The organism is Brevibacillus sp. AG162, assembly GCF_006715575.1.
In the GTDB taxonomy this organism is placed as follows: domain Bacteria; phylum Bacillota; class Bacilli; order Brevibacillales; family Brevibacillaceae; genus Brevibacillus; species Brevibacillus brevis.
In genome coordinates this window covers 434,462-460,294 of sequence record NZ_VFNO01000002.1, presented here as the reverse complement: position 1 = coordinate 460,294, position 25,833 = coordinate 434,462, and the positions used below count along the sequence as shown (strand labels likewise).

The 25,833-nt window shown below is 49.0% G+C and carries 24 protein-coding genes; 19 read left to right on the top strand and 5 right to left on the bottom strand.

Features of this window, described 5'->3' with window-relative positions:
• The first annotated feature begins 1 nt into the window (after position 1).
• From ilvN to leuB, 4 genes are all read left to right on the top strand, one after another.
• Entirely contained in the window at positions 2 to 508 is a 507-nt protein-coding gene (ilvN, locus tag FB479_RS07000) for an acetolactate synthase small subunit (RefSeq protein ID WP_016739051.1), read from the top strand.
• A gap of 56 nt (positions 509 to 564) precedes the next feature.
• Positions 565 to 1,587 carry a ketol-acid reductoisomerase gene (ilvC, locus tag FB479_RS06995; protein ID WP_007728552.1) on the top strand — a complete coding sequence of 341 codons (1,023 nt, stop codon included), beginning with the start codon at positions 565 to 567 and terminating at the stop codon, positions 1,585 to 1,587.
• A gap of 56 nt (positions 1,588 to 1,643) precedes the next feature.
• The gene (locus FB479_RS06990; protein ID WP_142063608.1) at positions 1,644 to 3,182 is read left to right on the top strand and encodes a 2-isopropylmalate synthase; all 1,539 of its coding nucleotides are present in this window, start codon (positions 1,644 to 1,646) and stop codon (positions 3,180 to 3,182) included.
• Positions 3,183 to 3,261: 79 nt separating this feature from the next.
• A complete protein-coding gene (leuB, locus tag FB479_RS06985; RefSeq protein ID WP_106657528.1) occupies positions 3,262 to 4,356 on the top strand; it encodes a 3-isopropylmalate dehydrogenase in 1,095 nt (364 codons plus the stop codon).
• Positions 4,357 to 4,426: 70 nt separating this feature from the next.
• On the opposite strand, the gene FB479_RS06980 is transcribed toward leuB, so the two are convergent.
• Together FB479_RS06980 and FB479_RS06975 are read right to left on the bottom strand one after the other, a co-directional pair.
• A complete protein-coding gene (locus FB479_RS06980; RefSeq protein WP_142063605.1) occupies positions 4,427 to 5,773 on the bottom strand; it encodes a TrkH family potassium uptake protein in 1,347 nt (448 codons plus the stop codon).
• 86 nt (positions 5,774 to 5,859) lie between these two features.
• The gene (locus FB479_RS06975) at positions 5,860 to 7,302 is read right to left on the bottom strand and encodes an aminotransferase-like domain-containing protein (RefSeq protein WP_106657530.1); all 1,443 of its coding nucleotides are present in this window, start codon (positions 7,300 to 7,302) and stop codon (positions 5,860 to 5,862) included.
• A gap of 174 nt (positions 7,303 to 7,476) precedes the next feature.
• Between FB479_RS06975 and FB479_RS06970 the strand changes: the two genes are divergently transcribed.
• The 10 genes from FB479_RS06970 to FB479_RS06925 all read left to right on the top strand — a co-directional run bounded on the left by FB479_RS06970 (position 7,477) and on the right by FB479_RS06925 (position 18,260).
• Positions 7,477 to 7,983: a MogA/MoaB family molybdenum cofactor biosynthesis protein gene (locus tag FB479_RS06970; RefSeq protein WP_106657531.1), complete on the top strand. Its 507-nt coding sequence runs from the start codon at positions 7,477 to 7,479 to the stop codon at positions 7,981 to 7,983.
• 122 nt (positions 7,984 to 8,105) lie between these two features.
• Positions 8,106 to 9,884, top strand: coding sequence for a B12-binding domain-containing radical SAM protein (locus FB479_RS06965; RefSeq protein WP_106657532.1), 1,779 nt, complete (start codon positions 8,106 to 8,108; stop codon positions 9,882 to 9,884).
• Positions 9,885 to 9,922: 38 nt separating this feature from the next.
• Positions 9,923 to 10,591 carry a DNA alkylation repair protein gene (locus FB479_RS06960; protein WP_106657533.1) on the top strand — a complete coding sequence of 223 codons (669 nt, stop codon included), beginning with the start codon at positions 9,923 to 9,925 and terminating at the stop codon, positions 10,589 to 10,591.
• A gap of 171 nt (positions 10,592 to 10,762) precedes the next feature.
• Positions 10,763 to 11,380 carry a DedA family protein gene (locus FB479_RS06955; RefSeq protein ID WP_142063602.1) on the top strand — a complete coding sequence of 206 codons (618 nt, stop codon included), beginning with the start codon at positions 10,763 to 10,765 and terminating at the stop codon, positions 11,378 to 11,380.
• 3 nt (positions 11,381 to 11,383) lie between these two features.
• The gene (locus FB479_RS06950; protein ID WP_106657535.1) at positions 11,384 to 11,767 is read left to right on the top strand and encodes a DUF1294 domain-containing protein; all 384 of its coding nucleotides are present in this window, start codon (positions 11,384 to 11,386) and stop codon (positions 11,765 to 11,767) included.
• 95 nt (positions 11,768 to 11,862) lie between these two features.
• Entirely contained in the window at positions 11,863 to 13,143 is a 1,281-nt protein-coding gene (gene kynU / locus FB479_RS06945) for a kynureninase (RefSeq protein ID WP_106657536.1), read from the top strand.
• 109 nt (positions 13,144 to 13,252) lie between these two features.
• Positions 13,253 to 14,791: a spore germination protein gene (locus tag FB479_RS06940; RefSeq protein WP_106657537.1), complete on the top strand. Its 1,539-nt coding sequence runs from the start codon at positions 13,253 to 13,255 to the stop codon at positions 14,789 to 14,791.
• The gene (locus tag FB479_RS06935) at positions 14,788 to 15,948 is read left to right on the top strand and encodes a GerAB/ArcD/ProY family transporter (RefSeq protein ID WP_106657538.1); all 1,161 of its coding nucleotides are present in this window, start codon (positions 14,788 to 14,790) and stop codon (positions 15,946 to 15,948) included. Before FB479_RS06940 ends, FB479_RS06935 begins: the two co-directional genes overlap by 4 nt.
• Positions 15,941 to 17,101: a Ger(x)C family spore germination protein gene (locus FB479_RS06930; protein ID WP_142063600.1), complete on the top strand. Its 1,161-nt coding sequence runs from the start codon at positions 15,941 to 15,943 to the stop codon at positions 17,099 to 17,101. Before FB479_RS06935 ends, FB479_RS06930 begins: the two co-directional genes overlap by 8 nt.
• Positions 17,102 to 17,114: 13 nt before the next feature.
• Entirely contained in the window at positions 17,115 to 18,260 is a 1,146-nt protein-coding gene (locus FB479_RS06925; RefSeq protein WP_142063597.1) for a GerAB/ArcD/ProY family transporter, read from the top strand.
• Between the two features lie 40 nt (positions 18,261 to 18,300).
• Here FB479_RS06925 and sspI read toward each other — a convergent pair whose 3' ends face one another.
• A complete protein-coding gene (gene sspI / locus FB479_RS06920) occupies positions 18,301 to 18,537 on the bottom strand; it encodes a small acid-soluble spore protein SspI (protein ID WP_106657540.1) in 237 nt (78 codons plus the stop codon).
• A 170-nt stretch (positions 18,538 to 18,707) separates the two neighbouring features.
• Here sspI and FB479_RS06915 point away from each other — a divergent pair, with 170 nt between their 5' ends.
• The gene (locus FB479_RS06915; protein ID WP_007728524.1) at positions 18,708 to 19,361 is read left to right on the top strand and encodes a potassium channel family protein; all 654 of its coding nucleotides are present in this window, start codon (positions 18,708 to 18,710) and stop codon (positions 19,359 to 19,361) included.
• A gap of 4 nt (positions 19,362 to 19,365) precedes the next feature.
• Positions 19,366 to 20,193 (top strand): TrmH family RNA methyltransferase, encoded by an 828-nt coding sequence (locus FB479_RS06910; protein WP_142063594.1) that lies wholly within the window; start codon positions 19,366 to 19,368, stop codon positions 20,191 to 20,193.
• Here FB479_RS06910 and FB479_RS06905 read toward each other — a convergent pair.
• Positions 20,190 to 20,909, bottom strand: a complete 720-nt coding sequence (locus tag FB479_RS06905; protein ID WP_106657580.1) for a DUF2225 domain-containing protein — start codon at positions 20,907 to 20,909, stop codon at positions 20,190 to 20,192. The two genes, FB479_RS06910 and FB479_RS06905, sit on opposite strands and share 4 nt — an antisense overlap.
• 457 nt (positions 20,910 to 21,366) lie before the next feature.
• Here FB479_RS06905 and pheS point away from each other — a divergent pair, with 457 nt between their 5' ends.
• From pheS to zapA, 3 genes are all read left to right on the top strand, one after another.
• Entirely contained in the window at positions 21,367 to 22,401 is a 1,035-nt protein-coding gene (pheS, locus tag FB479_RS06900; RefSeq protein WP_088906565.1) for a phenylalanine--tRNA ligase subunit alpha, read from the top strand.
• A 15-nt stretch (positions 22,402 to 22,416) separates the two neighbouring features.
• Positions 22,417 to 24,840: a phenylalanine--tRNA ligase subunit beta gene (gene pheT / locus FB479_RS06895; RefSeq protein WP_142063591.1), complete on the top strand. Its 2,424-nt coding sequence runs from the start codon at positions 22,417 to 22,419 to the stop codon at positions 24,838 to 24,840.
• Between the two features lie 82 nt (positions 24,841 to 24,922).
• Positions 24,923 to 25,198, top strand: coding sequence for a cell division protein ZapA (gene zapA, locus FB479_RS06890; protein ID WP_007728510.1), 276 nt, complete (start codon positions 24,923 to 24,925; stop codon positions 25,196 to 25,198).
• 93 nt (positions 25,199 to 25,291) lie between these two features.
• On the opposite strand, the gene FB479_RS06885 is transcribed toward zapA, so the two are convergent.
• Positions 25,292 to 25,666 (bottom strand): phage holin family protein, encoded by a 375-nt coding sequence (locus FB479_RS06885; protein ID WP_106657543.1) that lies wholly within the window; start codon positions 25,664 to 25,666, stop codon positions 25,292 to 25,294.
• Between the last annotated feature and the right edge of the window lie 167 nt (positions 25,667 to 25,833).

Genomic DNA, 25,833 nt, shown 5'->3' with positions numbered 1-25,833 from the left:
GATGCAGCAACATACCATTTCCGTACTCGTCAACGACCAGCCAGGCGTTTTGACCAGAGTGGCCACACTGTTCGGCCAACGCGGCTTCAACATCGACAGCATTACGGTGGGAGGCACGGAAGAACAGGGCCTGTCCCGGATGATCATTTCAACCGGGGGAGATGACCGCCAAATCAATCAGCTCATGAAGCAATTGCACAAGCTGATCGATGTCATCTCCGTCACGAATCTCAGCGAGAACCCTTTTGTTTCACGGGAACTGGCACTGATTAAAGTGACGGCATCGCCCAGCCAGCTGGCAGAGTTAAATGGAATTGTCGAGCCGTTCCGTGCCGCGATCGTCGATGTGGGCCCTAGCTCACTGATCGTGCAAGTAACGGGTGACACCGAAAAGATTGATGCGCTGCTCGTTCTATTACAAAGCTACGGCGTTATTGAACTGACAAGAACAGGTTCAGTAGCGATGGCGCGCAGTATTGTTCCAGCAACAGCCGCTGCAACGGTTTAAATTGCAAAATTTCAGAATAAAAATTCAAACTAAACATTTTTAGGGAGGCTATACAAATGGTAAAAATGTACTATGAAGCGGACGTAAAACAAGAGGTACTGCGTGGGAAAACAATCGCAATCATCGGCTACGGTAGCCAAGGTCATGCACAAGCACAAAACCTGCGCGACAGCGGCTATAAAGTAGTTGTGGGTCTGCGCCCAGGGAAATCTTGGGATGTTGCAGCGAAAGACGGTTTTGAAGTTTTGACTGTAGCAGAAGCAACCAAACGCGCTGACGTGGTTCAAATCCTGATGCCAGATGAACGTCAAGCACAAGTATACCGCGACGAGATCGCGCCAAACCTGAAATCCGGCGCTGCACTGTGCTTCTCTCACGGATTCAACATCCACTATGCGCAAATCGTGCCACCAGCTGATGTAGACGTAATCATGGCAGCGCCAAAAAGCCCAGGCCACCTGGTTCGTCGCGTATACCAAGAAGGCTTCGGCGTACCTGGTTTGATCGCGATCTACCAAGATGCAACTGGCAACGCGAAAGATCTCGCACTCGCATACTCCAGCGGTATCGGTTGCACAAAAGCTGGCGTAATCGAAACATCTTTCCGTGAAGAGACAGAAACAGACCTGTTCGGTGAGCAAGCAGTATTGTGCGGTGGCGCAAGCGAGCTGGTAAAAGCAGGCTTCGATACATTGGTGGAAGCAGGTTATGCTCCTGAGATCGCGTACTTCGAGTGCTTGCATGAACTGAAGCTGATCGTTGACCTGATGTACGAGGGTGGCTTGGCTCGTATGCGCTACTCCATCAGTGACACAGCTGAGTACGGTGACTACAGCACAGGTCGTCGCATCATCACAGATGAAACACGCAAAGAAATGAAAAAAGTACTGGCAGAAATCCAAGACGGTACATTCGCTCGCAATTGGATCTTGGAAAACCAAGCAAACCGTCCTGGCTTCACTTCCCGTCGCCGCCTGGAATCCGAGCATGGTATCGAGGTAGTAGGGGAGCAGCTGCGCGGCATGATGTCTTGGATCAACAAAGATACGAAAAAAGAAGAAGCGAAAATCGGCCAATAATTGCCGTGTAAAAAATCTATATATAATGTAGGGAAAAATGTGGAGGTGAAAAGTTCATGCGGACCATTGAGATTTTTGATACGACACTGCGCGATGGGGAGCAGTCTCCGGGCGTCAATATTAGCACGAACGAAAAGGTGGAGATCGCCCTTCAACTCGAGAAGCTGGGCGTAAACAAAATTGAGGCGGGCTTCGCTGCTGCCTCCCCTGGTGACCAAAAGTCTGTGGCCGAAGTTGCAAAACGGGTGAAGAATGCAACCGTCGTCAGTCTGGCTCGCGCCGTAAAAGACGACATGGATAAGGCATACGAAGCGCTTCGCAACGCACAAAACGCTTCCCTCCACGTCTTTCTCGCAACATCTCCGATTCACCGTCAGTTCAAGCTGAACATGAGCAAGGAAGAAGTCCTTGCTCGGGCGGTGGAGGCGGTTACCTATGCGAAAAAGTACTTTACGGAAGTTCAGTTTTCCGCAGAGGATGCAGCGCGTACCGAGATCGACTTTTTGGCAGAGGTTGTAGAGGCGGTAATCAAGGCAGGGGCTACCACGGTAAATATTCCAGATACGGTTGGCTACATGACGCCGTATCAATACGGAAACATTTTCCGTGAACTGAAAAAACGCGTGCCTTCTACTGATCTGATTCGTCTGAGCTGCCATTGCCACGATGACCTCGGGATGGCAGTCGCCAACAGTCTCGCTGCTGTCGAGGGTGGAGCTACGCAAGTGGAGGGCACCATCAATGGAATCGGAGAGCGTGCTGGAAATGCAGCTCTGGAAGAAGTGGCTCTTGCATTGGAGACCCGCAAGGATTACTACCAGGCGACGACCAAGCTGAATTTGAAAGAAATCGCACGGACCAGCCAGCTGGTGAGCCGTTTGACTGGGATGATCGTGCCAGGAAATAAAGCGGTCGTGGGTGCAAATGCTTTTGCGCACGAATCCGGTATTCACCAGGATGGTGTGTTAAAAGAAGTCACTACGTACGAAATCATCCGTCCGGAATCGGTCGGCTTCAAGTCAAACAAACTGGTTCTCGGCAAGCACTCTGGGCGCCATGCATTCAAAGAAAAGCTGGTTGATCTGGGCTATCACCTGGAGCAAGAAGAGGTAAACGCAGCGTTTGCAGCGTTCAAAGTATTGTGCGACAAAAAGAAAGAAATCACCGATGACGACATCCTCGCATTGGTCGACTCCAAGATGGTTCGCGGACCTGAAGCGTTCCAGCTGGAATCCGTACAGCTCGCTTATGGCAACATTTCTGTTCCGACAGCGAGTGTACGACTGGTTCGTGCCGACGGATCGGTATGCGAAGAAGCCGCATGTGGAAATGGATCGGTTGATTCTATCTACAAAGCGATTGACCGCGCTACCGGAGAAGAAGTCTCCCTCGTCGATTACAAAATCCTTTCTGTTACTCACGGGCAAGATGCGTTGGGTGAAGTGTTTGTACGCCTTCAACAGGGCGATCTGATTGTAACGGGACGCGGTGTGAGTACAGATGTGCTGGAAGCAAGCGCCATTGCCTATGTACGGGCAGTCAACAAGATCATGGAGCGGCGTGGCGAGCCTGCGCCCGTCAGTGCAACGATATAAAGATAGGGTCAAATGTGGATAGGATCATAGGAACCAGCAGCGTTCGGAAACCATTACGTATAGAAAAGCGGGATAAACGATGAAGAAAAACTATCGCATCGCCGTTCTTCCTGGAGACGGTATTGGACCAGAAATCATGCAGGAAGCGGTCAAAGTCCTTACACTCGTAGGGGAACTTGAAGGTGTTACTTTTACATGTGAAGAAGGCCGGATCGGTGGTATCGCAATCGATACGGATGGAACACCGTTGCCAGAAGAAACGGTAACGCTGGCAAAGCAAGCGGATGCTGTGCTCTTGGGAGCCGTTGGCGGACCGAAGTGGGATCAGAATCCTGGGCATCTTCGTCCAGAAACAGGGCTGCTTGGCATTCGTAAAGCGCTTGGTCTGTTTGCGAACATTCGCCCAGCTACCATGCACAGCTCTCTGGTGGATGCGTCCTCCCTCAAGCCAGAAGTCGTTTCTGGCGTTGACTTGATCGTTGTACGTGAACTGACCGGGGGGATTTACTTCGGTGAGAAAAAACGCTATGACGGTCCAAACGGTGAAGTCGCAGAAGACCAGTGCATCTATCATGAAGCGGAAGTCGAGCGAATCATTCGAGTCGGCTTCGACATTGCGCGCAAACGCCAAAAGCGTCTCGTATCTGTTGATAAGGCAAACGTCCTCGAAAGCTCCCGCCTCTGGCGCAAGGTAGCCGAGCGAGTAGCGGCCGACTATCCAGATGTAGAGCTGTCTCATCAGTTGGTAGACTCTTGCGCGATGCAGCTCGTACGAGAACCAAAGCAGTTTGACGTCATCGTGACGGAAAACATGTTTGGCGACATCTTGAGCGATCAGGCGGCGATGCTGACTGGTTCTATTGGGATGCTGTCCTCGGCGAGTCTGGCAGCAGGCAGCTTTGGCCTGTATGAACCGGTTCATGGCTCTGCCCCTGACATTGCTGGAAAAGGCATTGCCAATCCGTTGGCAACCATTCTGTCCGTAGCGATGATGCTTCGTCTCTCGCTCGGTATGGATGAAGCGGCAGCAGCCGTGGAAAACGCAGTTTGGTCCGTACTGGAAGCAGGACATCGCACTGGCGATATCGCGGCAGACCGAAGCAAAGCGATTGGCACAGTAGAGATGGGTCAACTGGTTCGCGACGAGCTGTCCAAACAGTGGCAAAAACAATAAATCTACACAATATGAAACCCTGCCAAAGTCCTTCGGGTGCTTTGGCAGGGTTTTATCCTTTTTATATGGTTTATCCGATGGTGATCTTCCCTTTTGGATAACGGAAGTATTCCTTCTGCTTGCGCTGCGCAAGGGCAAAGGCAATCGTGAGAGGTCCCACCCGACCAGCAAACATCGTCAAAATGATCAACGCTTTGCCGAGGGGTGTTAGGTTAGGAGTTAGTCCCATGGATAGTCCAGTTGTAGCAAAAGCAGAGGTGACTTCGAACAGGACCATCTCAAAGCGCGCCCCTGTTTCGGTAATAGAGAGGACCATCGTCATGACAAGCACAATGAACAGGGCAATCATAGTCAATGTCAGCGATTTGTAGACCATGTGCGACAGGATGCGTTGCCGGAAGAAGATGACATCTTCTTTCCCTTTTACTTGGGCGATAACTGCACCAATCAGTGTGGCAAATGTCGTCGTCTTGATACCCCCACCAGTCGAGCCAGGGGAAGCACCGATGAACATCAGGATAATAATGAGGAAAAGCGACGACTGATACATGTCACCGATATTCAATGTGTTGGAACCTGCCGTACGGGGTGTAACCGATTGATAGAAGGAGCCGAGCACTTTGCCCATCATGGATAGGGGCTGCAACGTTTTTGGATTGTTGTACTCCAAAATAAAAATAAGCACTGTTCCTGCTGTAATCAAGAGACCGGTTGTTGTCAGTACGACTTTCGTATGTAATGACAAGCGGCGGTTATGACGATAATCGTATAACTCACTGACCACGATGAAACCAATACCGCCAAGAATGATCATCAGACAGACGACGAGATTAACGAGCGGATCCTCCACATAGGCTGTCAAGCTGGCGAACTCGCCCATAAGGTCAAAACCAGCGTTGTTAAAGTTAGAAATCGCATGGAAAAAGCCGAAGTAGATCGCTTTTTGCAGAGGAAAATCAAAGGCAAAACGAATAGAGAGAAGCACCCCGCCTATAAACTCAGTAAGGGCAGTAAAAATCAAAATCATTTTGGCCAAACGTACGATGCCTTCTATCGACATCTGATTCAGGGATTCTTGCAGGATGAGTCGCTCGCGCAAGGAGATCTTTTTGCGCATGATCAATGCGAAAAATGTAGCGAACGTCATGAATCCGAGACCGCCAATTTGAATGAGCGATAAAATGACGAGTTGACCAAAGGTCGTGAAAGTCGTTCCAGTATCGACGACAACCAAGCCTGTTACACACGTAGCAGAGGTGGCCGTAAACAGAGCATCAAGCCAGTGCAGACCAAGTCCATCCACAGTAGCGACCGGGAGTGTCAAAAGCAGCGCTCCCAGGAAGATAATCAAGGCAAACCCAAGTACAAGCGTTTTTGGTGGATCAAGGTGAAGTTTTTCTACGATTTTTTTAATCATAGCAGGTTATACCTCGGCTTTTTTCGAGTCTTGTGAAAGGGAAATAGGGAAATCCATTTGTTAGTATGGCATTTCCCTTGGAAAACTTACCGAAGAAGAGCAGCACCCAATCGGTGAAGCCAATGTTTCAACTCTCGTTCTTCCAGTGGAGCAAGCGGGAAACGGACAGCCGGGCAGCGCAGAATATCGGCAGGCTCATCCGCTACGCGAAAAGCATGGCCGCCAGTCAGTTCGAGACCTTCCTCTCGCAATATAGCGACGACTCTCTCTTCTTGTTCGGTTGCTCTTGCGGTTGGCGTGCCCCATTTGATCCACGTATTTAACCCGCCTGTGATTGGGAACATCCGTGCGTGATCGGGGAGTGCGTGCCGTCTTTCCTGCCAGAGTCGCAGGAAGCGGGCCTGGAACAGGGCGCGTCGATCTGCCAGAAACTCTTCATAAAACCATGGATCATCGAGGAGTTGAACGGCTGCCTCTACGACGAGCAGGGAAGGTTCCGCTCCGGTCATGGAAACAAGCTGGCTGTAGCGCTCTAATTCATCATTCGATAATTCAGAAGGAAGCATTAACACGCCCAATTGCAGATCGCGAGCCAGTGTTTTGGACAAAGAATGCAAATAGTAGACCTCGATTGTGCTTTTTGCCTGCGCAGCCATCTGGTACAGCGGAACACTCGGCTCTTCAAACCAAAGGTCGCCATAATGATCGTTTTCAATAAGACGTACGTTATGATTCTGTGCCCATTCGAGAAGCTCTTCCTTTCGTTTCAATGAATAGCTGATGCCTGTAGGGAATTGGTAATGCGGGTTTATCAACAGCCAATTGGCAGGATAATGCTCCTGCTCTTCATTGAGGGCTTGAATACAAACTCCTTCTTCATCCATGCGAATCGGGCGAACCGTAATACCGCACTGGCTCAGCAGGCGCAGGAACACGGGATAGCTATACTCCTCCACGTAGACGACATCACGCGCATTCATGACGCGCTGTGCTAGGAAGGCGAAGCCGCTCGTGCTTCTGTTAAAAAGCAGAAGGCGCTCTGGAGAGTGGGGCAGTCCCCTTCGGCTGAGGTGATCAGCGAAAACCTTGGCAGCCTGCGTTCGCATGATTTTCTTCTTCGCGGACGGTTCATCCAACACGGTCAGGCTCTCATAAAAAGCACCACGTAATCGCTTCACCAACTCTTCGCTTGGACGAGGGGAGGAATCAGCTAGGGAAGCAATCGGAATATCTGTGAGCGGGAGGCGATTTTCCAAACGAGCTTCTTTGGCAAGCTGCGTCAAGTAATAGCCTTTACCGTGCACAGCTTCCAGCCAGCCTTCCAAAGCAAGATGATCGTATGCTTTTTTGACTGTCTCCAACGAGCAGCCGCTAATTGTTTTCATATCTCGCAGCGATATCAATTGTTGTCCATCTACAAGAAAGGCACCACGCAGAATCGCTGTTTTTAATTGTTCAGCGAGTTGTACATAGATCGGTGTGTGCGATTGTTTGTGGAAATGAAAAGAAAAATAAGGTCGCTCTGGCATTCGCGCACGCCTCCTTGTCTGTCGAAAAAATAGCAGTCATCAGCATTATATAGGAAAGCGAAGCATCTCGGGTATAGGGAGTGAAGAAATTGTTGTCGGAACGACGAGGGTATTGGAATCGCGAACATGGTATCATGAGAAAAGATATATATTGAAGAAATGAGGAAATTACGGATGAGTACGCAGGAACACAAGGCGCTATCGCCCAAGCAAGTCACATGCATGGTCATTACCGTTTCCGATACTCGGACAGAGGATACAGATAAAAGCGGACAGTTAATGAAAGAGCTTCTGACTGAAGCTGGTCACAGCGTTGTACTTTATCAAATTGTTAAGGACGAGCCTGTACAGGTCATTGCGGCAATCGAAGCAGGAATCGCACATGACGACGTTCAAGTCATTCTTCTCAATGGCGGTACCGGCATTTCGCCTCGAGACAATACCTTTGAGGCTGTTTCTGGCTTGCTTGATAAGGAAATGCCGGGATTTGGCGAGCTGTTTCGGATGTTGAGCTTCACAGAAGACATCGGTTCGGCAGCGATGCTCAGTCGTGCGATTGCAGGGACGCGGAAAGGGAAAATGATTTTTTCCACGCCAGGCTCGACAGGTGCGGTGCGACTGGCGATGAATCGGTTGATCGTGCCGGAGCTGGGGCATGTGGTGCGCGAATTAAACCGGTAACGATTTGCCGTTACTAGTCTCGTATGGTACTGTTACGAAAGGAAAAAGATCGGTCAGACCATGAACCATCGATTGCAGATGGTTTTTTGGTGCCGAATTTTGCAAGGAGAGTAGACCCATCCATGAAGATTTTACTATCGACCTTAAACGCCAAGTTTATTCACTCCTCTCTCGCTTTGCGCTATTTGCGGAGCTATGCCCAGGAAGCATTTCCTTCGATTGAGCTGGTGGAGTATACCATCAACGATGTGACGTTAAATATAGTAGCAGATATACACAAGCGCAAGCCCGATGTCGTTGCATTTTCCTGTTATATCTGGAACATTCGCGAGACGCTTAGTGTCATTCGCACGTTGAAAAAGATTTGCCCGGATGTTCCAATTATCCTCGGGGGACCAGAGGTAACCTATGATGCGGACGAATGGATGAAGAAGCATCCTGAAATCGATGTCATCTGCATTGGTGAAGGGGAGCAGACCTTTTTGGAGCTTTTGCAGGTGTATCAGGAATCATTGCAAACCAAGCAGACTCCACGCCTGCGTGATGTAGCCGGAATCGCTTATCGCGAAGAGGAGTACGTTCGTTTTTCCATGCCGCGTGCGCAAGTGGAAGAGATGGACAGCATTCCTTCGCCATACGCGGACCATCTGGACGAGCTGAACAACCGCGTCGTCTATTTTGAGGCTTCCCGTGGCTGTCCGTTCAAATGCCAATACTGTCTGTCGTCGATTGAAGACGGCGTACGCTATTTCAGTCTGGAACGAGTGAAAGAAGATCTCATGCGTTTGATCAATCACGGCGTCAAAACGATCAAGTTCGTGGATCGCACATTTAACATCAATAAAAAATATGCGTTGGAAATCTTTCAGTTTTTGATCGACAACCACAATGGGACAATCTTTCAATTCGAGATCACGGCAGACATTTTGCGTGCAGACGTACTCGACTTCTTGACCGAGAACGCACCGCCAGGCATTTTCCGCTTCGAGATTGGGGTTCAGTCCACGAATGATGAGACCAACCGCCTTGTTCAGCGGATTCAGCGCTTCGATCGCCTTGCGCGTACAGTGACACAGATCAAGGATTCGAAAAAAATCGATCAGCATCTGGACTTGATCGCTGGTTTGCCTGAGGAAGACTATGCATCCTTCCGCAAAACCTTCAATGACGTGTTTGGTCTACGCCCGGAAGAGCTTCAGCTCGGCTTTTTGAAAATGCTGCGCGGGACAGGTGTTCGTGCGCGTGCGGCTAATCACGGCTATGTTTTTATGGATGAGGCACCTTACGAAATTTTGGGGAACAACGTCCTTTCCTTTGATGACATGCAAAAAATCAAGCGTGTAGAAGACATTCTGGAAAAGTACTGGAATGCGCACCGGATGGACTATACAGTGGAGTGGCTGTTGGCGAATCAATTCGAGACGGCTTTTGACTTCTTCCAGGCATTTGGCGACTATTGGGAAAATCAAGGCTGGAGCCGAATCGGCCATCAATTAGAGGATTTGTTCGTGCGCTTGCAGAAGTTTTTGCATTTCCAGCAAGTAGACGGTATGGGTCATGTGCTCAGCATGATGAAATTCGATTTCCTGCGCAACCAGAAGCATCGCCCGCGCAAGCTGTGGTGGGAGGATGTCATGGACAAGGAAGAGATGCAGCAGACGTTCGCTGTCCTAACCGAGCAGCGTGAGCGACTCCGCGATGATTTTGCGGCACATGCTGCATTGGAAAAAGATTACTTCAAGCACACGCTGACTGCCAAGGTGACCTTTGACATTGAAAAATGGTTGGAGACTGGTGAGATTGTCGAGGGTGACTTTATACTCGTCGTGTATTATCCGTACAAAGATGAAGAGCAAAATGCTTTTGCTGTCGTCAAGCAGGACGTCCAAGCAGCAGGCTAAACCACCAGATATCAGAGGAGTTGGGGGAGTAGACGCAGATGAACGCAAGCGAGTATACGGGGGCTGTCGAGGGACTGTTGCGTACACATGGCGATTCAATTGTGGCTGGCCCCATGGCGCAGTACATGAAAAATCATTTTCCTTTTCTGGGAATAAAATCGCCGCAGCGCAAAGAACTGACCAAACAAATCTTTCGTGATTATGGCGCTCCCGAAAATTGGGAGCAGGTCGTTCGTTCCTTGTGGGCTTTGCCAGCGCGAGAGTACCAGTATGTAGCGCTTGACGTACTCGAGAAGTCCAAAAAGCGTCTCACCCCTGACCATCTCCCGTTCGTTGTTGAACTTATCACGACAAAATCGTGGTGGGATACCGTGGATTATTTGGCTTCCCATGCAACAGGCAAATTGTTTGCCTTGCATCCCGAACTGATCGAGCCGAATACGACAGCCTGGATGGATGGAGCAAACATGTGGCTGCAACGAACGGCGATTTTATTTCAGTTGTCGTACAAGGACAAGACAGATCAGCGACTGCTTTTTTCCTTGGTGGAAAGATGCGCGGATTCCAAAGAGTTTTTTATTCAGAAGGCAATCGGCTGGGCGTTGAGAGAGTATGCGAAAACAAATCCCAACGCCGTGCGTGAATTTGTAGAAGCGACTCCAATCGCGAGCCTGTCCAGACGTGAAGCGCTCAAACATCTATCATGATAGAGTCCTGGTGTATCTGTGCTTGATAAAATACGTGCATCTATTGCAAAATAAACAAGTACCTTTTTTGAGATTCATACGTAATACATAGAGTCAGATATCGTGCGATGCCATAGCTGCTAGTATGTCAAGAAATGACCGCACTGTGGCAAGGATAGGGGATTTTGCCTCATGGAAGTCGACCTGCTGATGTCAATCATAGAGCAATACGGCTACGTAGCGATTTTTTTCCTGCTTTGGCTAGGGATTGTCGGTTTGCCGATTCCCGATGAGCTGGTTGTCGCTACAGGAGGATTTCTTGCCTCCATCGGCGTTTTAAACCCTTGGTATTCTTTTTTAGCGGGATATTTAGGGGTTGCCTCCGGATTGACGATTGGCTTTTTACTTGGAAAGTACTTTGGGAAACCGATATTGCAATGGCTGTGCAAAACCGAGAAAACGAGGAATGCCGTGAATCGATCAACGGGCTTGCTGGAGAAGTATGGTACTGCTGCTCTTTGCATCAGCTACTTATTTCCGGTTGTCCGTCATGTCGTACCTTATTTGGTCGGGCTTGGCGGTATGACGTTTCGTCGTTATGCGATGCTGTCTTATCCGATCGGATTGGTTTGGACCATCGGCTTTTACTTTCTCGGCCATGTATTCGGTAATAATGTGGAAGCCATTATCGAAGTCATCCGCAAATACGGTTTCTACGCTTTGCTGGTGATCGTGGTTGTATTGGCTGTGGTATTCTTCGTACGCAAGCAGTTTATGGCAAATCGGGCATATCGGGCAAAAGGAGAATAAGAAATGTACCATCAACAATTAGCTGCCCACCGCCGCAATTTCGTGCTGGTGCTCGTCATAAGCTGGGTCCTCCTCTTGGCAGGATACTTCAATTCGAATATCTGGGTGCTGGCGGCAGGAGCTTTGCTGCTGAATGGCTATGCTTATTACCTGATGCAGACAGACAAGCGTCTGGCGAAAGAAAAAGGTTTTCGGGTTCCGGAACTGAGTCTTTTGTTGGTCGCATTTTTAGGAGGAGGGATCGGTGCGCTTGAGGGTATGCTCATTCAACGGCATAAGACCAAGCATATGTCTTTTCTCATCCTGCTCCCGCTCTTTTGCATCGCGCAAATCTTGCTAGTCATTTGGTTAACGCAGCTATACTTGGATAAAAATCTCGTGTCGTAGATGGCACGAGATTTTCTTTTTGTAAATATGATTCTCTTGTTTGAAAATTCAGCCTATAATAGGAGGAAACGATAGAACAAGCTGAGGAGGTAGCTATGTCTCAATCAAGCCCCCTAACGAAAGCGTACGCACAGCAATTGGATGCACAGGACGAACTCGCGAGCTATCGCGAAGAGTTTTATCTGCTTCCGAGCCTGTATTTGGATGGCAACTCGCTTGGGCTCATGTCAAAAAGAGCGGAAAAGAGCGTACTGGACATGATGCAGTCTTGGAAGGAGCTGGGTGTGGAAGGCTGGACAACGGGTAACCATCCGTGGTTTTTCTTCTCGGAGAAATTGGGAGAGATGAGCGCAGCACTTGTAGGGGCAAGCCCCGAGGAAGTGATCGTAACGGGGTCTACGACGATCAACCTCCATCAGCTGGCAGCTACCTTCTATCATCCGGTTGGAAAGAGGACGAAGGTGATTGCGACCGAGCTGGATTTCCCTACCGATATATACGCACTCCAGAGTCAAATGAAGCTCCATGGACTGGACCCGGAAGAGCATTTGGTTCGGGTAGCGTCAAGAGATGGCCGCCTGATTGAAGAAGAGGATATAATCGATGCGATGACGGATGAAGTAGCACTGGTAGTCCTTCCGACGGTCCTGTATCGCAGTGGCCAGCTGCTCGATATCGAACGGTTGACAGCAGCTGCACATGAGAGAGGCATTCTGATTGGTTTTGACGGGTGTCACTCTGTAGGAGCGATCCCGCATTCCTTCAGCAAATGGGGAGTGGATTTTGCATACTGGTGCAACTACAAATACGTAAATGCAGGGCCCGGAAGTGTAGGCAGCCTCTATGTCAACCGCAAGCATTTTGGCAGGGCTCCGGGCTTGGCGGGATGGTTCAGTTCGAAAAAGGATAAGCAATTTGACATGGAACATACGCTGGATGCATGCGAAAATGCGGGCGCCTACCAGATTGGTACCCCACATATGCTGAGTCTCGCCCCACTGCTTGGTTCCTTGGAAATGTTCCAGGAAGTGTCTGTGGAAAAGCTTCGTACCAAGTCGCTTGGCTTAACGCGGTTCATGATGGATTTGATCGAGGTGGAGCTGGCAGACATGGGCTTTACCATTGCGAACCCACAGCAGGATGAACGCCGAGGTGGGCATGTCAGCCTTGAGCACGACGAGGCCATACGGATATGCAAGGCCTTGAAGGAAGCGGGCATTATTCCTGACTTCCGTGCACCAAACATCATCCGGTTAGCTCCGGTTGCTTTCTATACAACTTATACAGAGGTTTGGGAAAGTGTCCAGATCTTAAAGACGATTATGCAAGAGAAGAGCTACGAGAAATTTGAAAACAAGCGCGAGGTAGTTGCTTAACAGGTCCGACTTTGGTTGGACCTGTTTTTCTTTTGCGGATTTCCTTTCCATTATTGGGCACACTATCCGTACCTGTAGGCAGGCTACATTCCATGGAAGGGTGAGCAGGATGAGCCAGTTTTTTCAAGCATGGCAAAAAAGAAAAGAAGCCCTTCAGTCAAAAGCGTTGGAGCAATACACCAACAAGAGCATGGAAAGCGTCTCGGATGTCACGCTCACGACCAATGTGGAAGAAAACATTCAATTGATTGAAGCGCAGTTTGGAAAGTGTGACGATCTCGTCGTGCGTCGTTTTCAAACAAAGTCGAAGGCTCAAGCCGCTATCGTTTTTATAGATGGCATGGTGGATCGCAATGTCATCAGTGATTTTATTATCCGCTATATGACGACTCCCGATATCACCTATCATGATCCGGCGACAAATGAGCTGGATTTGACAGACAAATTGAGGCAGATCGTCCGAAATATTTTGTCTGGATGTGCGGTACTGATCATCGATGGGTGTCAAAACGCCTACTTGAATAACACGAGAGGTTGGGACAGGCGTTCAGTGGAAGAGCCTCAGACGGAATCAGTCGTACGAGGGCCACGAGATGGTTTTTGTGAGACGTTGTGCGTGAATGCAGCGCTGATCCGCTTCCGCTTGAAGGACCCCAATCTCAGAGTGCGTCATATGGTTGTCGGTGAACGAACGCAGACTGACATATACGTCATGTACATCGACGGCATTGCGTATCCCCCGATGGTGGAGGAAGTGATTGCGCGAATAGAGAGTGTTCATGTGGATTCTGTACTGGAAAGCGGGTATATCGAACAAATGATCCAGGATCGCAGATGGTCCCCATTCCCGCAGATTCAAAATACAGAACGTCCCGACAAAGTGGTGGCCAATCTATTGGAAGGAAAAGTAGGCATTCTGGTAGACGGTACACCGTTCGGTTTGATTGCTCCGGCTGTATTTTCGCAGTTTTATCAGAGTCCAGAGGATTATTACGAGCGATTTTACATCGCGACCTTGATCCGTTTTATTCGGATTATCAGTATCAGCATCGCCTTGCTGCTCCCGTCTCTCTATATCGCTTTTAGCTCGTTCCATCCAGAGATGATCCCTTCTCGGCTGGTCATTGCGATGGCGGCAGGACGATCTACCGTACCCTTCCCTTCTTTAATCGAAGCCTTGTTTATGGAGTTAGCCATCGAGATTTTGCGGGAAGCAAGCGTCAGGCTGCCGGGGCCAATAGGTCCTACGATCGGGATTGTTGGGGCGCTCGTCGTAGGGGAAGCAGCGGTAACAGCTGGGCTTGTCAGTCCTGTTATGGTGATCATCGTGGCTGTCACAACAATAGGTTCGTTCGCTTCACCTAGCTACAGTGCAGCAATCGCCATTCGCATGCTCCGCTTTCCGGTTATGTTCTTGGCGGGGATGTTTGGTCTTTACGGTATTATGCTGTTTTTGATCGTCATCCTCATTCACTTGTCTTCCCTGAAATCATTTGGAGTACCCTATATGTCTCCACTTAGTCCGATCAACCTAACGGGAATGAAGGACTTGTTCATACGGGCTCCTCATCATCTTATGAAAACAAGACCGATGATGTTTCATGTTCAAGATAAAACGCGAATGAGAGAGGAGGATAACCGGAAATGAGCCGGAACGAGGGGCACAGCTGGCACCAAACTCTATCGATGTGGCAGCAAATTTGTCTCATGACAAGTACCTTGATCGGTGTCGGCGTTTTGACCCTTCCTCGTACCACCAGCTCCAAATTATTCGAGGCAGGCTGGATCGCACCTCTGATTGGCTCAGCAGGTGCATTTGTTTCCTTGTGGTTAATCGTCAAATTGAGCAAGCGATACCCGGGGGAAACATTCATTGAATATAGTCACAAGGTATGGGGCTCGGCCAGTCGTCCTTGGGTGGGTAAAGTATTCAGCCTTCCTTGGATTAGTATCTATCTGGTATACCTGTATTTTTCCACGGCAGTCGTTTCGCGTGTTTTTGGCGAAGTGGTTGTGACGTCCGTTCTTTTGCAGACTCCGCTGGAAGTAATGCTACTGACGATGTTTTTGCTCGTTTTCTTTTTGTGCATGCATGAGGTAGAAGTGGTCGCCCGCGTGAACGAGCTATTGTTTCCCTTTATTATCTTGCCGCTGTTATTCATTGCGCTTGCGTCGTTCCAAAAAGCGGAATTTGGGAATCTACTGCCAATTACTCATGTGTCGATTCGTTCGATGGCGGAGGGGGTATACGAAGGGATCTATTCTTATTCCGGGTTTGAAATTATGTTCGTCTTTTTCGCTTATGCACAGAAAAACACGAACAAGGAGTTAGCAGGATTTTACAGTCTTTTAATTGCCGCATTGCTCTACATGTTAATTGTTGTCGCTGGTATCTCAGTATTCGGATACGAAGAACTTCAAAGGGTGACGTGGCCGACGCTTGAATTGGTCAAGACGACGCAGGTGCCTGGATTTATCTTGGAACGGTTGGAGTCAGCCTTTTTGGCGGTGTGGGTTTCGGCTGTTTTCACTACGGTAGCAAATGCGTTTTACGTTGTCGTTTACTCACTGAGACAGTTGTTTCGCAAAGGAATTTGGTTTCAAAGAGGCATGGCTGCAGTCCTGCTCGTCCCTTTGTTCTACTTTTCCCTTATACCGCAAAACATCCCAGAGGTATTTCAAGTAGCTTCGTTGTTGGGGTTGTCTAGCTTATTCATCAATTTGCTCATCCCCGTCGTTTACTGGATAGCCATACTCATCCGTGACATGATGTCCAAACGGGAGGGAGAGAATGTCGATGGGTAAGTCTCTGAGGAGCTTTACTCTGTTTTTCATCTGTATGTGCCTGTTGACAGGGTGTTGGGACAGGCGTGAATTGGAAGAGCGGGCATCGGTATTGGCGATTGCGATCGATCGGGCAGAAGAGGATAAAAATCTGTATAAAATAACCGTCCAAATTCCGATTCCAATCAAAATCGCGGGTAGCAGCGGGCAGGGGGGAGGAAGCAATGCGGATGCAGTGAAAATCATGAGCGTCACGGGACGAACGGTAACAGATGCTTCCAACAACCTGCAAATGCGATTGAACCAACGATTGTTTCTTGGACATACGCGAGTTCTCGCTTTGAGTGAGGAGATCGCCAAGGAGGGGATTCAAGACATTATGGACAGCTTCCGCCGCGAACCTCAAATACGGCGTCTTTTGTGGCCGATCGTCGTAAAAGGCAAGGCCTCCACTCTGCTGGAAATCAAGCCGGGGCTGGAGCAAATTCCGGTCGTCTTCTTGATGGGGTTGATCGAGAATGGAATGAAATTAGGGAGAATCCCCGACCAAACGTTAGGTGACTATTTCAATCAGACCTCCAATGTAACCATGGAGCCGTTTCTTAATTATGTAGAGGCCACCAAAAAAGAGGTGAGCTGGAAGGGGGTTGCTGTGTTTCGTGGGCACAAGATGGTGGGGATACTGAATCGCGTACAGTCATGGGCATTGATCCAACTGCGCAATGAAAAACCAGGTGGAGACATTATCATTCCGTTGCCGAATACCAAGAACGGTTATGTGAGCTTCCGTCCGCATTTTGTAAAAAAAAAGCTGATGATTCAAGAACAGGGAAATACAAAATCAAAAGGATCGGAGCCCTTTTCAGCTACTTATCATTGCGAGCTTCAAGGGGATATCGTCGAATTAACAGAAGACCTGAAAATCCCGCCAGAGCAATTCATCGTTCAAATGCAGGCGCTTATCAAAAAAGAAATGGAAGAACGCGCAAAAAAGCTCTTGCTCCAATTGCAAAAGCAGTATAATAGCGACATTTTGAAGCTGGGTCTTACCCTTCGTGCAAAGCATTACCATGAATACTGGAAGAAGCACAACTGGAAGGAAGATTTCAGGGATTTTCCGGTTCGCGTTACATACACAATTAAGCTGCGGCGCCTTGGTATGGAAATGCAATAGGAGAGCGATCACTGTGGAGAATCAACAACGAAATTTTGGTACCTGGCAACTTACGAGCATTATGATCAGTTCGATGATTGGGGTGGGCTTACTCACTATCCCGAGAACGTCTACTGTTCTTCTGCATCAAATGGGGTGGATCGGTCCTATTACAGGCTGTTTGATAGCATCCGTGGCAGTGGCGGCTATTGTGTATTTAGGTAAGCAGTTTCCAGGTCTTACCTTTGTGGAATTTATGCCGCGGATATTTGGTACTGTTTTAGGTGCCATCTGTGTGTTTTTTTTCATACTCTATCAGTTTTTCAATGCGGGAATAACAGCCAGATTGTTCGGGGAAGTTGTCGTAACCTCAGTATTGCCGAATACCCCGCTAGAGGCCATTATCGTCACACTGCTATTGCTGGTTGTATTTCTTTGTTGTCATGAGATTGAAGTTGTGGCAAGGGTAAATGAGCTGCTGATTCCTTTTCTCCTGTTACCGTCTCTTTTGATTCCACTTGTCGCTCTTATGAACGCAGATTGGTACAATTTACTGCCATTCCACGTAGAGTCGTGGACAGATGTCGTCAAAACAGGTATGGATACCTATACACTTTATACCGGATATGAGCTGTTAATGGTTTATTTTGCCTTCTCCATTCCAGGTGCAAGGCTTGGACTGGCAAGTATGACAGGCATGGGCTTTACGCTTGTCGTTTATGTGCTTTCTGTCATTGCAGGCATCACTGTATTTGGCTATGAAGAGTTGCAGAGGCTGGTTTGGCCTACGCTTGAACTGGTCAAGGTGACACAGAGGGCAGGCTGGTTTTTGGAGCGATTTGAGTCGGCGTTTCTCGCGATCTGGGTTGCTTCTGTGTTTACGACGATCGGGAATATGTTTTATGCGACGATTTTTTCACTGCGGCGTTGGTTTCGCAAAGGCATTCGCTTTCAGCAAATCAGCGCGGTGGTGATGATGGTGCCACTTTTTTACTTTACATTAGTACCGCAAAATATCGTGGAGTTATTTTCATATACAAATCACCTGGTCGTCATGGGATATATGGTTACTATCTTCGTTCCCATCTTGCTTGCCATCACCCATTTCGTGCGCAATAAAATCATCAAAGGGCAAAATGGGAACAACGAACAAGGGAGAGACATAGAGCCTCTCCCTTAGTGAATGGTGTTTTCCTCACGCTTTGTTTTTAACGATGTGTTTAGATCGGTTTTTCGGCTTGCTCAGGCAAGTGCTCCGCAATGGTATTGATCATCGTCTGACGAGAGGCGGCATCGCTGTTTTGCCACAGCACTTCAAACAAAACGCCTAAACCGGGGAGAGTCTTCTCCTGACCGCTTGAGATCGCGTCACTGATGGTTTCTTCCACTGCGTTTGGATCTGAGCCTTGCATTTTGTACATGATCGCTTGACGTAAATTGAGTGAGGCAATGTTCATGACCGTGGTTGCACCTCTCTTGTGAGAATGAATTCAAGCCATAGTATTTGTAAACCCGGAATCGTGCATACCATGCATGAGCAAAAAACGGACATGGCCGCTTTGTTGCGGATGTTTTGGTTGTGCTATAATGCTTGTTATTGGTAAGTTCCGTAAAGGAGAAGATTAACATGTCCAAGCAATTTGCCATTATCGGGATGGGACGTTTTGGTTCTAGCGTGGCGAGAACGCTGTACGAGATGGATTATGAAGTCATGGGAATAGATGAGAACGAGGAGCGTATTAACGAAAATATTCAATACGTAACGCACGCGGTAGCAGCTGATTCTACGGATGAACGCGCCTTGAAGGAAATCGGCATTCGCAATTTTGACGTAGTCGTCGTGGCCATTGGGGTCGATATTCAGGCGAGCATCCTGACGGTGTTGACGCTGAAAGACTTGGGTGTCAAAAAGATCGTGGCAAAAGCACAGAATGAGCGTCATGGACAAGTATTGTACAAGGTGGGAGCTGACCGTGTCGTATTTCCTGAGCGTGACATGGGAGTTCGGGTCGCCCACAATCTGATCTCCTCTAACGTTCTTGACTTTATTGAGCTGGCAGAGGACTACAGCGTGGCGGAGGTAGTCGTGTCTTCCAAGCTGGTCGGTCAAAACTTGCGGCAGCTGGATATTCGGAAAAAATACGAGGTCAACGTTATTGCCATCAAAAGCGGAGATAAATTCAACATCGCTCCTAGCCCGGATGAAGTCATCCAATACGGCGACGTGCTTGTGGTGATCGGGAACAACAAAGACTTACGTGAATTTGAGGAGCGGGCATAGGTTTATGACAAATGAAATGATTACTTCGGTACAAAACCCTCTGGTAAAGCGATTGCACCAGTTGCTGTCACGAAAAGGACGGGAAGAACAGCAGCGTTTTCTCGTGGAAGGGGCGCATTTGGTAGAGGAGGCGTTAAAAAGCGGGGCGGAGGTAGTCACGGTTATTTACGATCAGCAGCGTGATATGGACCCTGCCTGTCAGCGTGCTCTGGCTAATCATCCGGAAGCTGTCCAGGTCATTGCGGCATCAGAAGCAGTGCTGGCGAAACTTTCCGAAACAAAGTCGCCGCAAGGAATTGTGGCCGAAGTGAAGAAAACAGCAGCAGATTGGGCAAAATGGGTAGATAAGAAGAGGGAGAAACAAGGAAGCTTGCTGCTCCTCTTTTTGGACGAAATACAAGACCCGGGCAACCTCGGAACGATTTTGCGCACAGCAGAGGCGGCAGCAGTCGATGGTGTCGTGCTTGGAAGTGGCAGCGTTGATATTTACAACGGAAAAGTGCTACGAGCCACAATGGGGGCGCTGTTCCGCATCCCTGTCTTTACGCAATCATTAGTCGAGACGGCAGATGAATGGAAGGCAAAGGGAGGGCGAGTTTTGATCTCCTCCTTGGAGCAAAACAGTGTTTCCTATGACGAGGCTGACTATGCTGGTCTGACGGCAATGGTCATCGGCAATGAAGGACGAGGCGTTTCCAAAGAGATGTTTGCCAGGGCTGATCAATTCGTTCACATCCCGCTTTATGGCGGCGCAGAGTCGCTGAATGCGGCGGTCGCGGCAGGAATTTTTGTATACGAGGCACAGCGTAAAAGAAAAGATCGGCATGCTTAGCCGATCTTTTGCTCACTTTTCTTCTCTTTGTACTCTTCACGCGCGAGCTGCCATTGATCTTGCGCCATCCGAATAATGCCGCTCTCAATGGTATGATTGCGAAAGGCGAGTGCTTTGCCGAAATACTTGATGGCTAAGTCAAACTTTTCGAGTCTGCGGTAGAGCTCACCAATCAAGTACAGCAAGCGGACTTCGGTCATTTCCTTGTCGCCGCGTGTATAGTCGGAATGAATATACGATTGTTCATATTCTTCCACTGCCATATCGATAAAGCGCATTTCTTCCGCGATATTTTTCTGGAATCGATAAAGCCATGCAAGGCGCAAATACAGACCCGCTTTTACGGAATGGGGCTGATCCGTTATTTCAGCTGCGTAAATGGCCAGCTTGTAGCTGACAATGGCTTCTGGTACATGACGAACCTTGCCAAAATCTTTCGGCGTCCATTTCGAGGAGATTTGTTCATCCACAATCTGCTTTTGCCAGGGGGCAAGCTTGTCCCGGAATTGATCCGTAAAAGCAAAGCCGCATTCAGGGCAAACATTGACGGTATATAAAATGGGATTTAAGGATTGCTCTTTAAAGGTGGTATAAAAATCGCTGTCGCGATGAAGCATCGTCAACGTACCGCTTCTGATCCTTTTGGTCGAAAAGGTCGCTTGGCAATGGCGGCAGTTGCTTGTCTTATCGTAAAGGGCGGAAACATTATCAATCATGTCAAAATCCCCTTTCGAAGTGGTCATACACATGAAAACACTCTCTTGATATGTAACATTTGTAGAATTGAAAGTTCTCTCTTGTTGCGCTATAATTTTCCTTACGTCACAATTATAACGTAAAGCGATGACGGAGACTAGTACGCAGGGCCTATCTGTTTTTCAGGGAGAAGATGTCACAGACTGCGAGCATCTTTAACATGATAGCTGCCGAATTCACTCCAAAGCCGCACTCTGAACCGCTTTTCGCGCAGTAGGAGCAGCCGGGTCATACCCGTTACCAATGATCTGAAGTGAGACAAATGTCTCTTTCCACTAGTGATATTGTCATGGATTTGTCACAGGCTGGAAGTGAATTGTCTAACAAGGGTGGTACCGCGAGAAAAAAGTAACTCGTCCCTTTTCTGGGGCGGGTTTTTCTTTTTTTTTTATCAAATGGAAAAAGGAGCGATTCGAAGTGCAAACTCGGTTGCAAGAAATGAAAGAGTCCGCACTGGGCCAAATCAGCCAAGTGACAGAAGCCGCACAACTTCAGGATTTGCGTGTCAAATACCTGGGGAAAAAGGGCGAGTTGACAGAACTGCTGCGTGGAATGGGCGGCCTGTCCCCAGAAGAGCGTCCAGTTGTCGGTCAGCTGGTGAACGAAGTAAGGGAAGCGCTGGAGGCAGCGTTCTCCGGCAAACAACAAGCTTTTGAAGAAGCGGCTCTGAATGCCAAGCTTTCTTCTCAAACGATCGATGTGACACTGCCAGGACGTCCAGTACCAGCAGGCACCATGCACCCGCTTTCTCGGATCATTGAAGAGATCGAAGACATCTTCATCGGCCTGGGCTTTGAGGTGGCAGAAGGTCCTGAGGTAGAAATGGACCACTTCAACTTCGAGATGCTGAACCTGCCGAAAGATCACCCGGCGCGCGATATGCAAGATACATTCTACGTCACAGAAGAGCTACTGCTCCGTACGCAGACATCTCCTGTGCAAGCACGTACGATGTTGAAAAAAGAAGGAAAGACGCCACTCAAAATGATCTGTCCGGGTAAAGTGTATCGCCGCGATGATGACGATGCGACTCACTCCCATCAATTCACGCAGATCGAAGGTCTCGTGATTGATAAAAAAATCGGGATGAGTGACTTAAAAGGTACCCTCTTGACATTTGCACGTCAAATGTTCGGGGAAAACCAACAAATTCGTCTGCGCCCAAGCTTCTTCCCGTTCACGGAGCCTTCCGTAGAAGTAGACCTGCAATGCTTCAACTGCGGTGGTCACGGCTGCCGTGTATGTAAGCAAACAGGCTGGATCGAAATTTTGGGTGCTGGTATGGTACACCCGCGCGTACTGGAAATGGCCGGCTACAACCCTGAGGAAGTAAGCGGCTTTGCATTCGGCATGGGTGTAGAACGAATTGCGATGCTCAAATATGCGGTGGAGGACATCCGCCATTTTTATACCAACGACGTTCGTTTCCTGCGTCAGTTCAATCGAGGCTAGAGAGGAGAGGCAAAGATGAAGGTATCGTACCAATGGTTATCTGAATACGTCGATCTGAGTGGAACGACGCCCCAGGAGCTGGCTGAAAAGCTGACTCGCAGCGGGATTGAAGTAGACGCAGTTGAATCGCGCAACGCAGGTGTATCCGGTGTTGTGATCGGTTATGTAAAAGAACGCAGCAAGCACCCGGATGCAGACCGTCTCAACGTATGCGTCGTTGATGCTGGACAAGGAGAAGACCTGCAAATCGTATGTGGAGCAGCAAACGTAGACAAGGGACAAAAAGTTCTCGTTGCCCTGATCGGTGCGAAGCTCCCAGGTGGTCTGAACATCAAGCGTTCCAAGCTGCGCGGTGTAGAATCCCAAGGGATGATCTGCTCGGCAAAAGAATTGGGCTTAAACGACAAGCTTCTGGCAAAAGATCAGCAAGAAGGCATTATGGTCCTGCCAGCGGATGCGGAAATCGGAATGGATGCCATTTCGTACCTCGGCTTGGATGACTACGTGCTGGAACTGGGACTGACACCAAACCGTTCCGATTGCTTGAGCATGCTGGGGGTTGCTTACGAGGTAGCCGCTATTTTGGGCAAAGAAGTGGTATTCCCACAAATCGAGCTGACCGAAAATGGTGGCGACAACCCGATCCAAGTCAAGATCGAAGCGACGAATGAAAGCTATCAATACCACGGTCGTCACTTCACCAACGCCAAAATCGAGACATCTCCGCAATGGATGAAAAATCGCCTGATGGCAGCGGGAATTCGTCCGATCAACAACGTGGTAGACGTAACCAACTACGTCCTGCTCGAATACGGTCAGCCGCTGCATGCTTTCGATGCGGCACAGGTAGCCGATCGCTCTATTGTCGTTCGACTGGCAAGCGAGGGCGAAAAGCTCGTGACATTGGACGATCAAGAGCGCACGCTGGATGAGCAAACCTTGCTGATTGCCGACCAGACCAAAGGCTTGGCGATCGCAGGGGTAATGGGCGGAGCTAACTCCGAAATCACTGGCGAGACGAGCGAAATCATCCTCGAAGCAGCATGGTTCACGCCAAAAACAGTACGCCGCACTGCTCGTATGCTTGGCATGCGTACAGAAGGCTGCGTACGTTGGGAAAAAGGCGTTGACCAAGCACGTGTACAGGAAGCGGGAGAGCGCGCCGCTGCGCTGATTCAGCAGTTGTCTGGGGCAACGGTATCCAAAGGAATCAGCTCTGCTGTTGTAAGCGAAGCTGCGCCTGCTGTTGTTTCTGTTACGCTTGCAAAAATCAATCAGCATCTCGGAACTGACATGTCGGCTTCTGATGTATCGCCGATTTTCGATCGTCTGCAATTCCCGTATGAAGTAGCGAATGACAAATGGACGGTAACCGTTCCAACGAGACGTGGCGACATTACGCTGCCAGAGGATTTGGTGGAAGAGGTTGCACGTCTGTACGGCTACGACAACATTCCGACCAGCTTGCCTTCTGGTTCGACCACGCAAGGACAGTTGACAAAAGAACAGCAATTGCGCCGTACTATCCGCCATCATTTGATTGGTACTGGTATGAATGAAGCGATTTCCTATGCACTGGTTCATCCAGATCGTGTCGAGGCAGTAGCGGGTCTGCATCAGGAAAAAGTAAACCCTGTTGCGCTCATGATGCCAATGAGTGAAGACCATAGCGTTCTGCGCACGAGCTTGATTCCTAGCCTCTTGGAAACAGTCGCTTACAATAAAAACCGTCAAAACCACGATGTCGCGATTTTTGAATTGGGCCGTGTGTTCTTGACGAAGGAAGAAACGCTCACGCAGCTTCCGGAAGAGCGTCTGTATGTAGCGGGTGCATTGACTGGACAATTGCTGACACAAAACTGGATGGGCGCCAAGCAGCCTGTTGATTTCTTCCAAACCAAAGGGATTGTGGAATCACTCTTTGCTCGTTTGGGCATCCAAGCTGCCGAGTACAAAGCGGCACAGGACATCGAAGGTATGCACCCGGGACGTACCGCAGAAGTATGGGTAGGGGAAAAACGTCTGGGCTATCTGGGGCAAGTTCATCCGGGTACGGAAAAAGCATATGATCTGTCCGAAACGTACGTATTCCAATTGGATGTAGCTGCTTTGATTGATGTAGCTGCCGAGGTAGGACATTACAATCAGTTGCCGAAGTCCCCAGCAGTAACGCGTGACTTGGCTCTCGTTGTCGATCGCAGTGTAGCTGCTGGTGCATTGGAAGCAACGATTCGTGAAGCGGCAGGTGAGCTGCTTGAGTCCGTAACCCTGTTCGATGTATACATGGGTGAGCGTATTGCCCAAGATAAGAAGAGCATGGCATTTGCCCTTGTATTCCGTCACGCAGAGCGTACCTTGCAGGACGAAGAGATTCAACAAGTGACCACTGCTGTTATTGAAGCCTTGAAAAACAACACAGGTGCTGAACTGCGCATGTAAGATTGCTTGACGAAATCTGACATTTTCAGTAACCTAAATAAGGATAAAGTAGAGCAAAGGTCGCAGTAGGGAGGTATCTCTCGTGCAAGGTGATGGGAAAAATCGTTTGACGGTGGACATCTTTGGCCAACAATACCGGCTCAGTGGCAAGGCAAGTGTCAATCACATACGCATGGTGGCCGGTTTCGTTGATGACAAGATGAACGAAATCGCAAACGGCAACCATCGACTGGATACTGCCAAAATTGCCGTACTTTCTGCAGTCAATATCGCGGATGAATACTTCCGCTTGCGTCAGGAGTACGAAGAACTGCTGAAAATCATTCAGGAAGAGGCAAAGGCTAAACCGATAGATTAAGGAAAAGAGGGGCTTAAATGCCTCTCTTTTCACGTTGTGTGAAAATGAGAAGAGCCACCCCGTTTGATGGGATGGCTCTTTGTCGTATTTTGCCTATGTCTCCTGCTTGTCTCCGGCATCTCCATTGCGCAAATCCATATGTGTTTTGATCGGGATAAACAGGTCGATGATCCCGATCACCAAGGAAGCCAGAAGCGCTCCAAGAATCGTTACGCGGAAGCCAGCGACGATGAACTGAGTGAGATAAATCACGACGGCACTGACCAAGAAGCCGATAATACCACGATTGTACGGCGAAATTCGATCTCCGAAAATGGCTTCCACGGCCCAGCCAATCAGTGCGATGACAACGGCCGCGAGCAGTGCTGTCCAAAAACTGCTAACCGAAAAGCCGGGGACCAGAAAGCCGACAAACATCAGGACTACGGCAGCGACGATAAAGCGGACGATATGGCGCATAATCGTCAAGTGTACTCCTCCTTTAGGGTTGTTTCACTTTTCATTCTCTCACGCAAAGAGTAGAACTATCCCAAACGAAAACGTGTAAAATTATCCTTCGCTGGCGGTGCCTGTCCGTTGCTATCCGTTGCCCAAGTTTTCTAAGCTCCGCTGCCATGCTATAATGGGGAGATCGT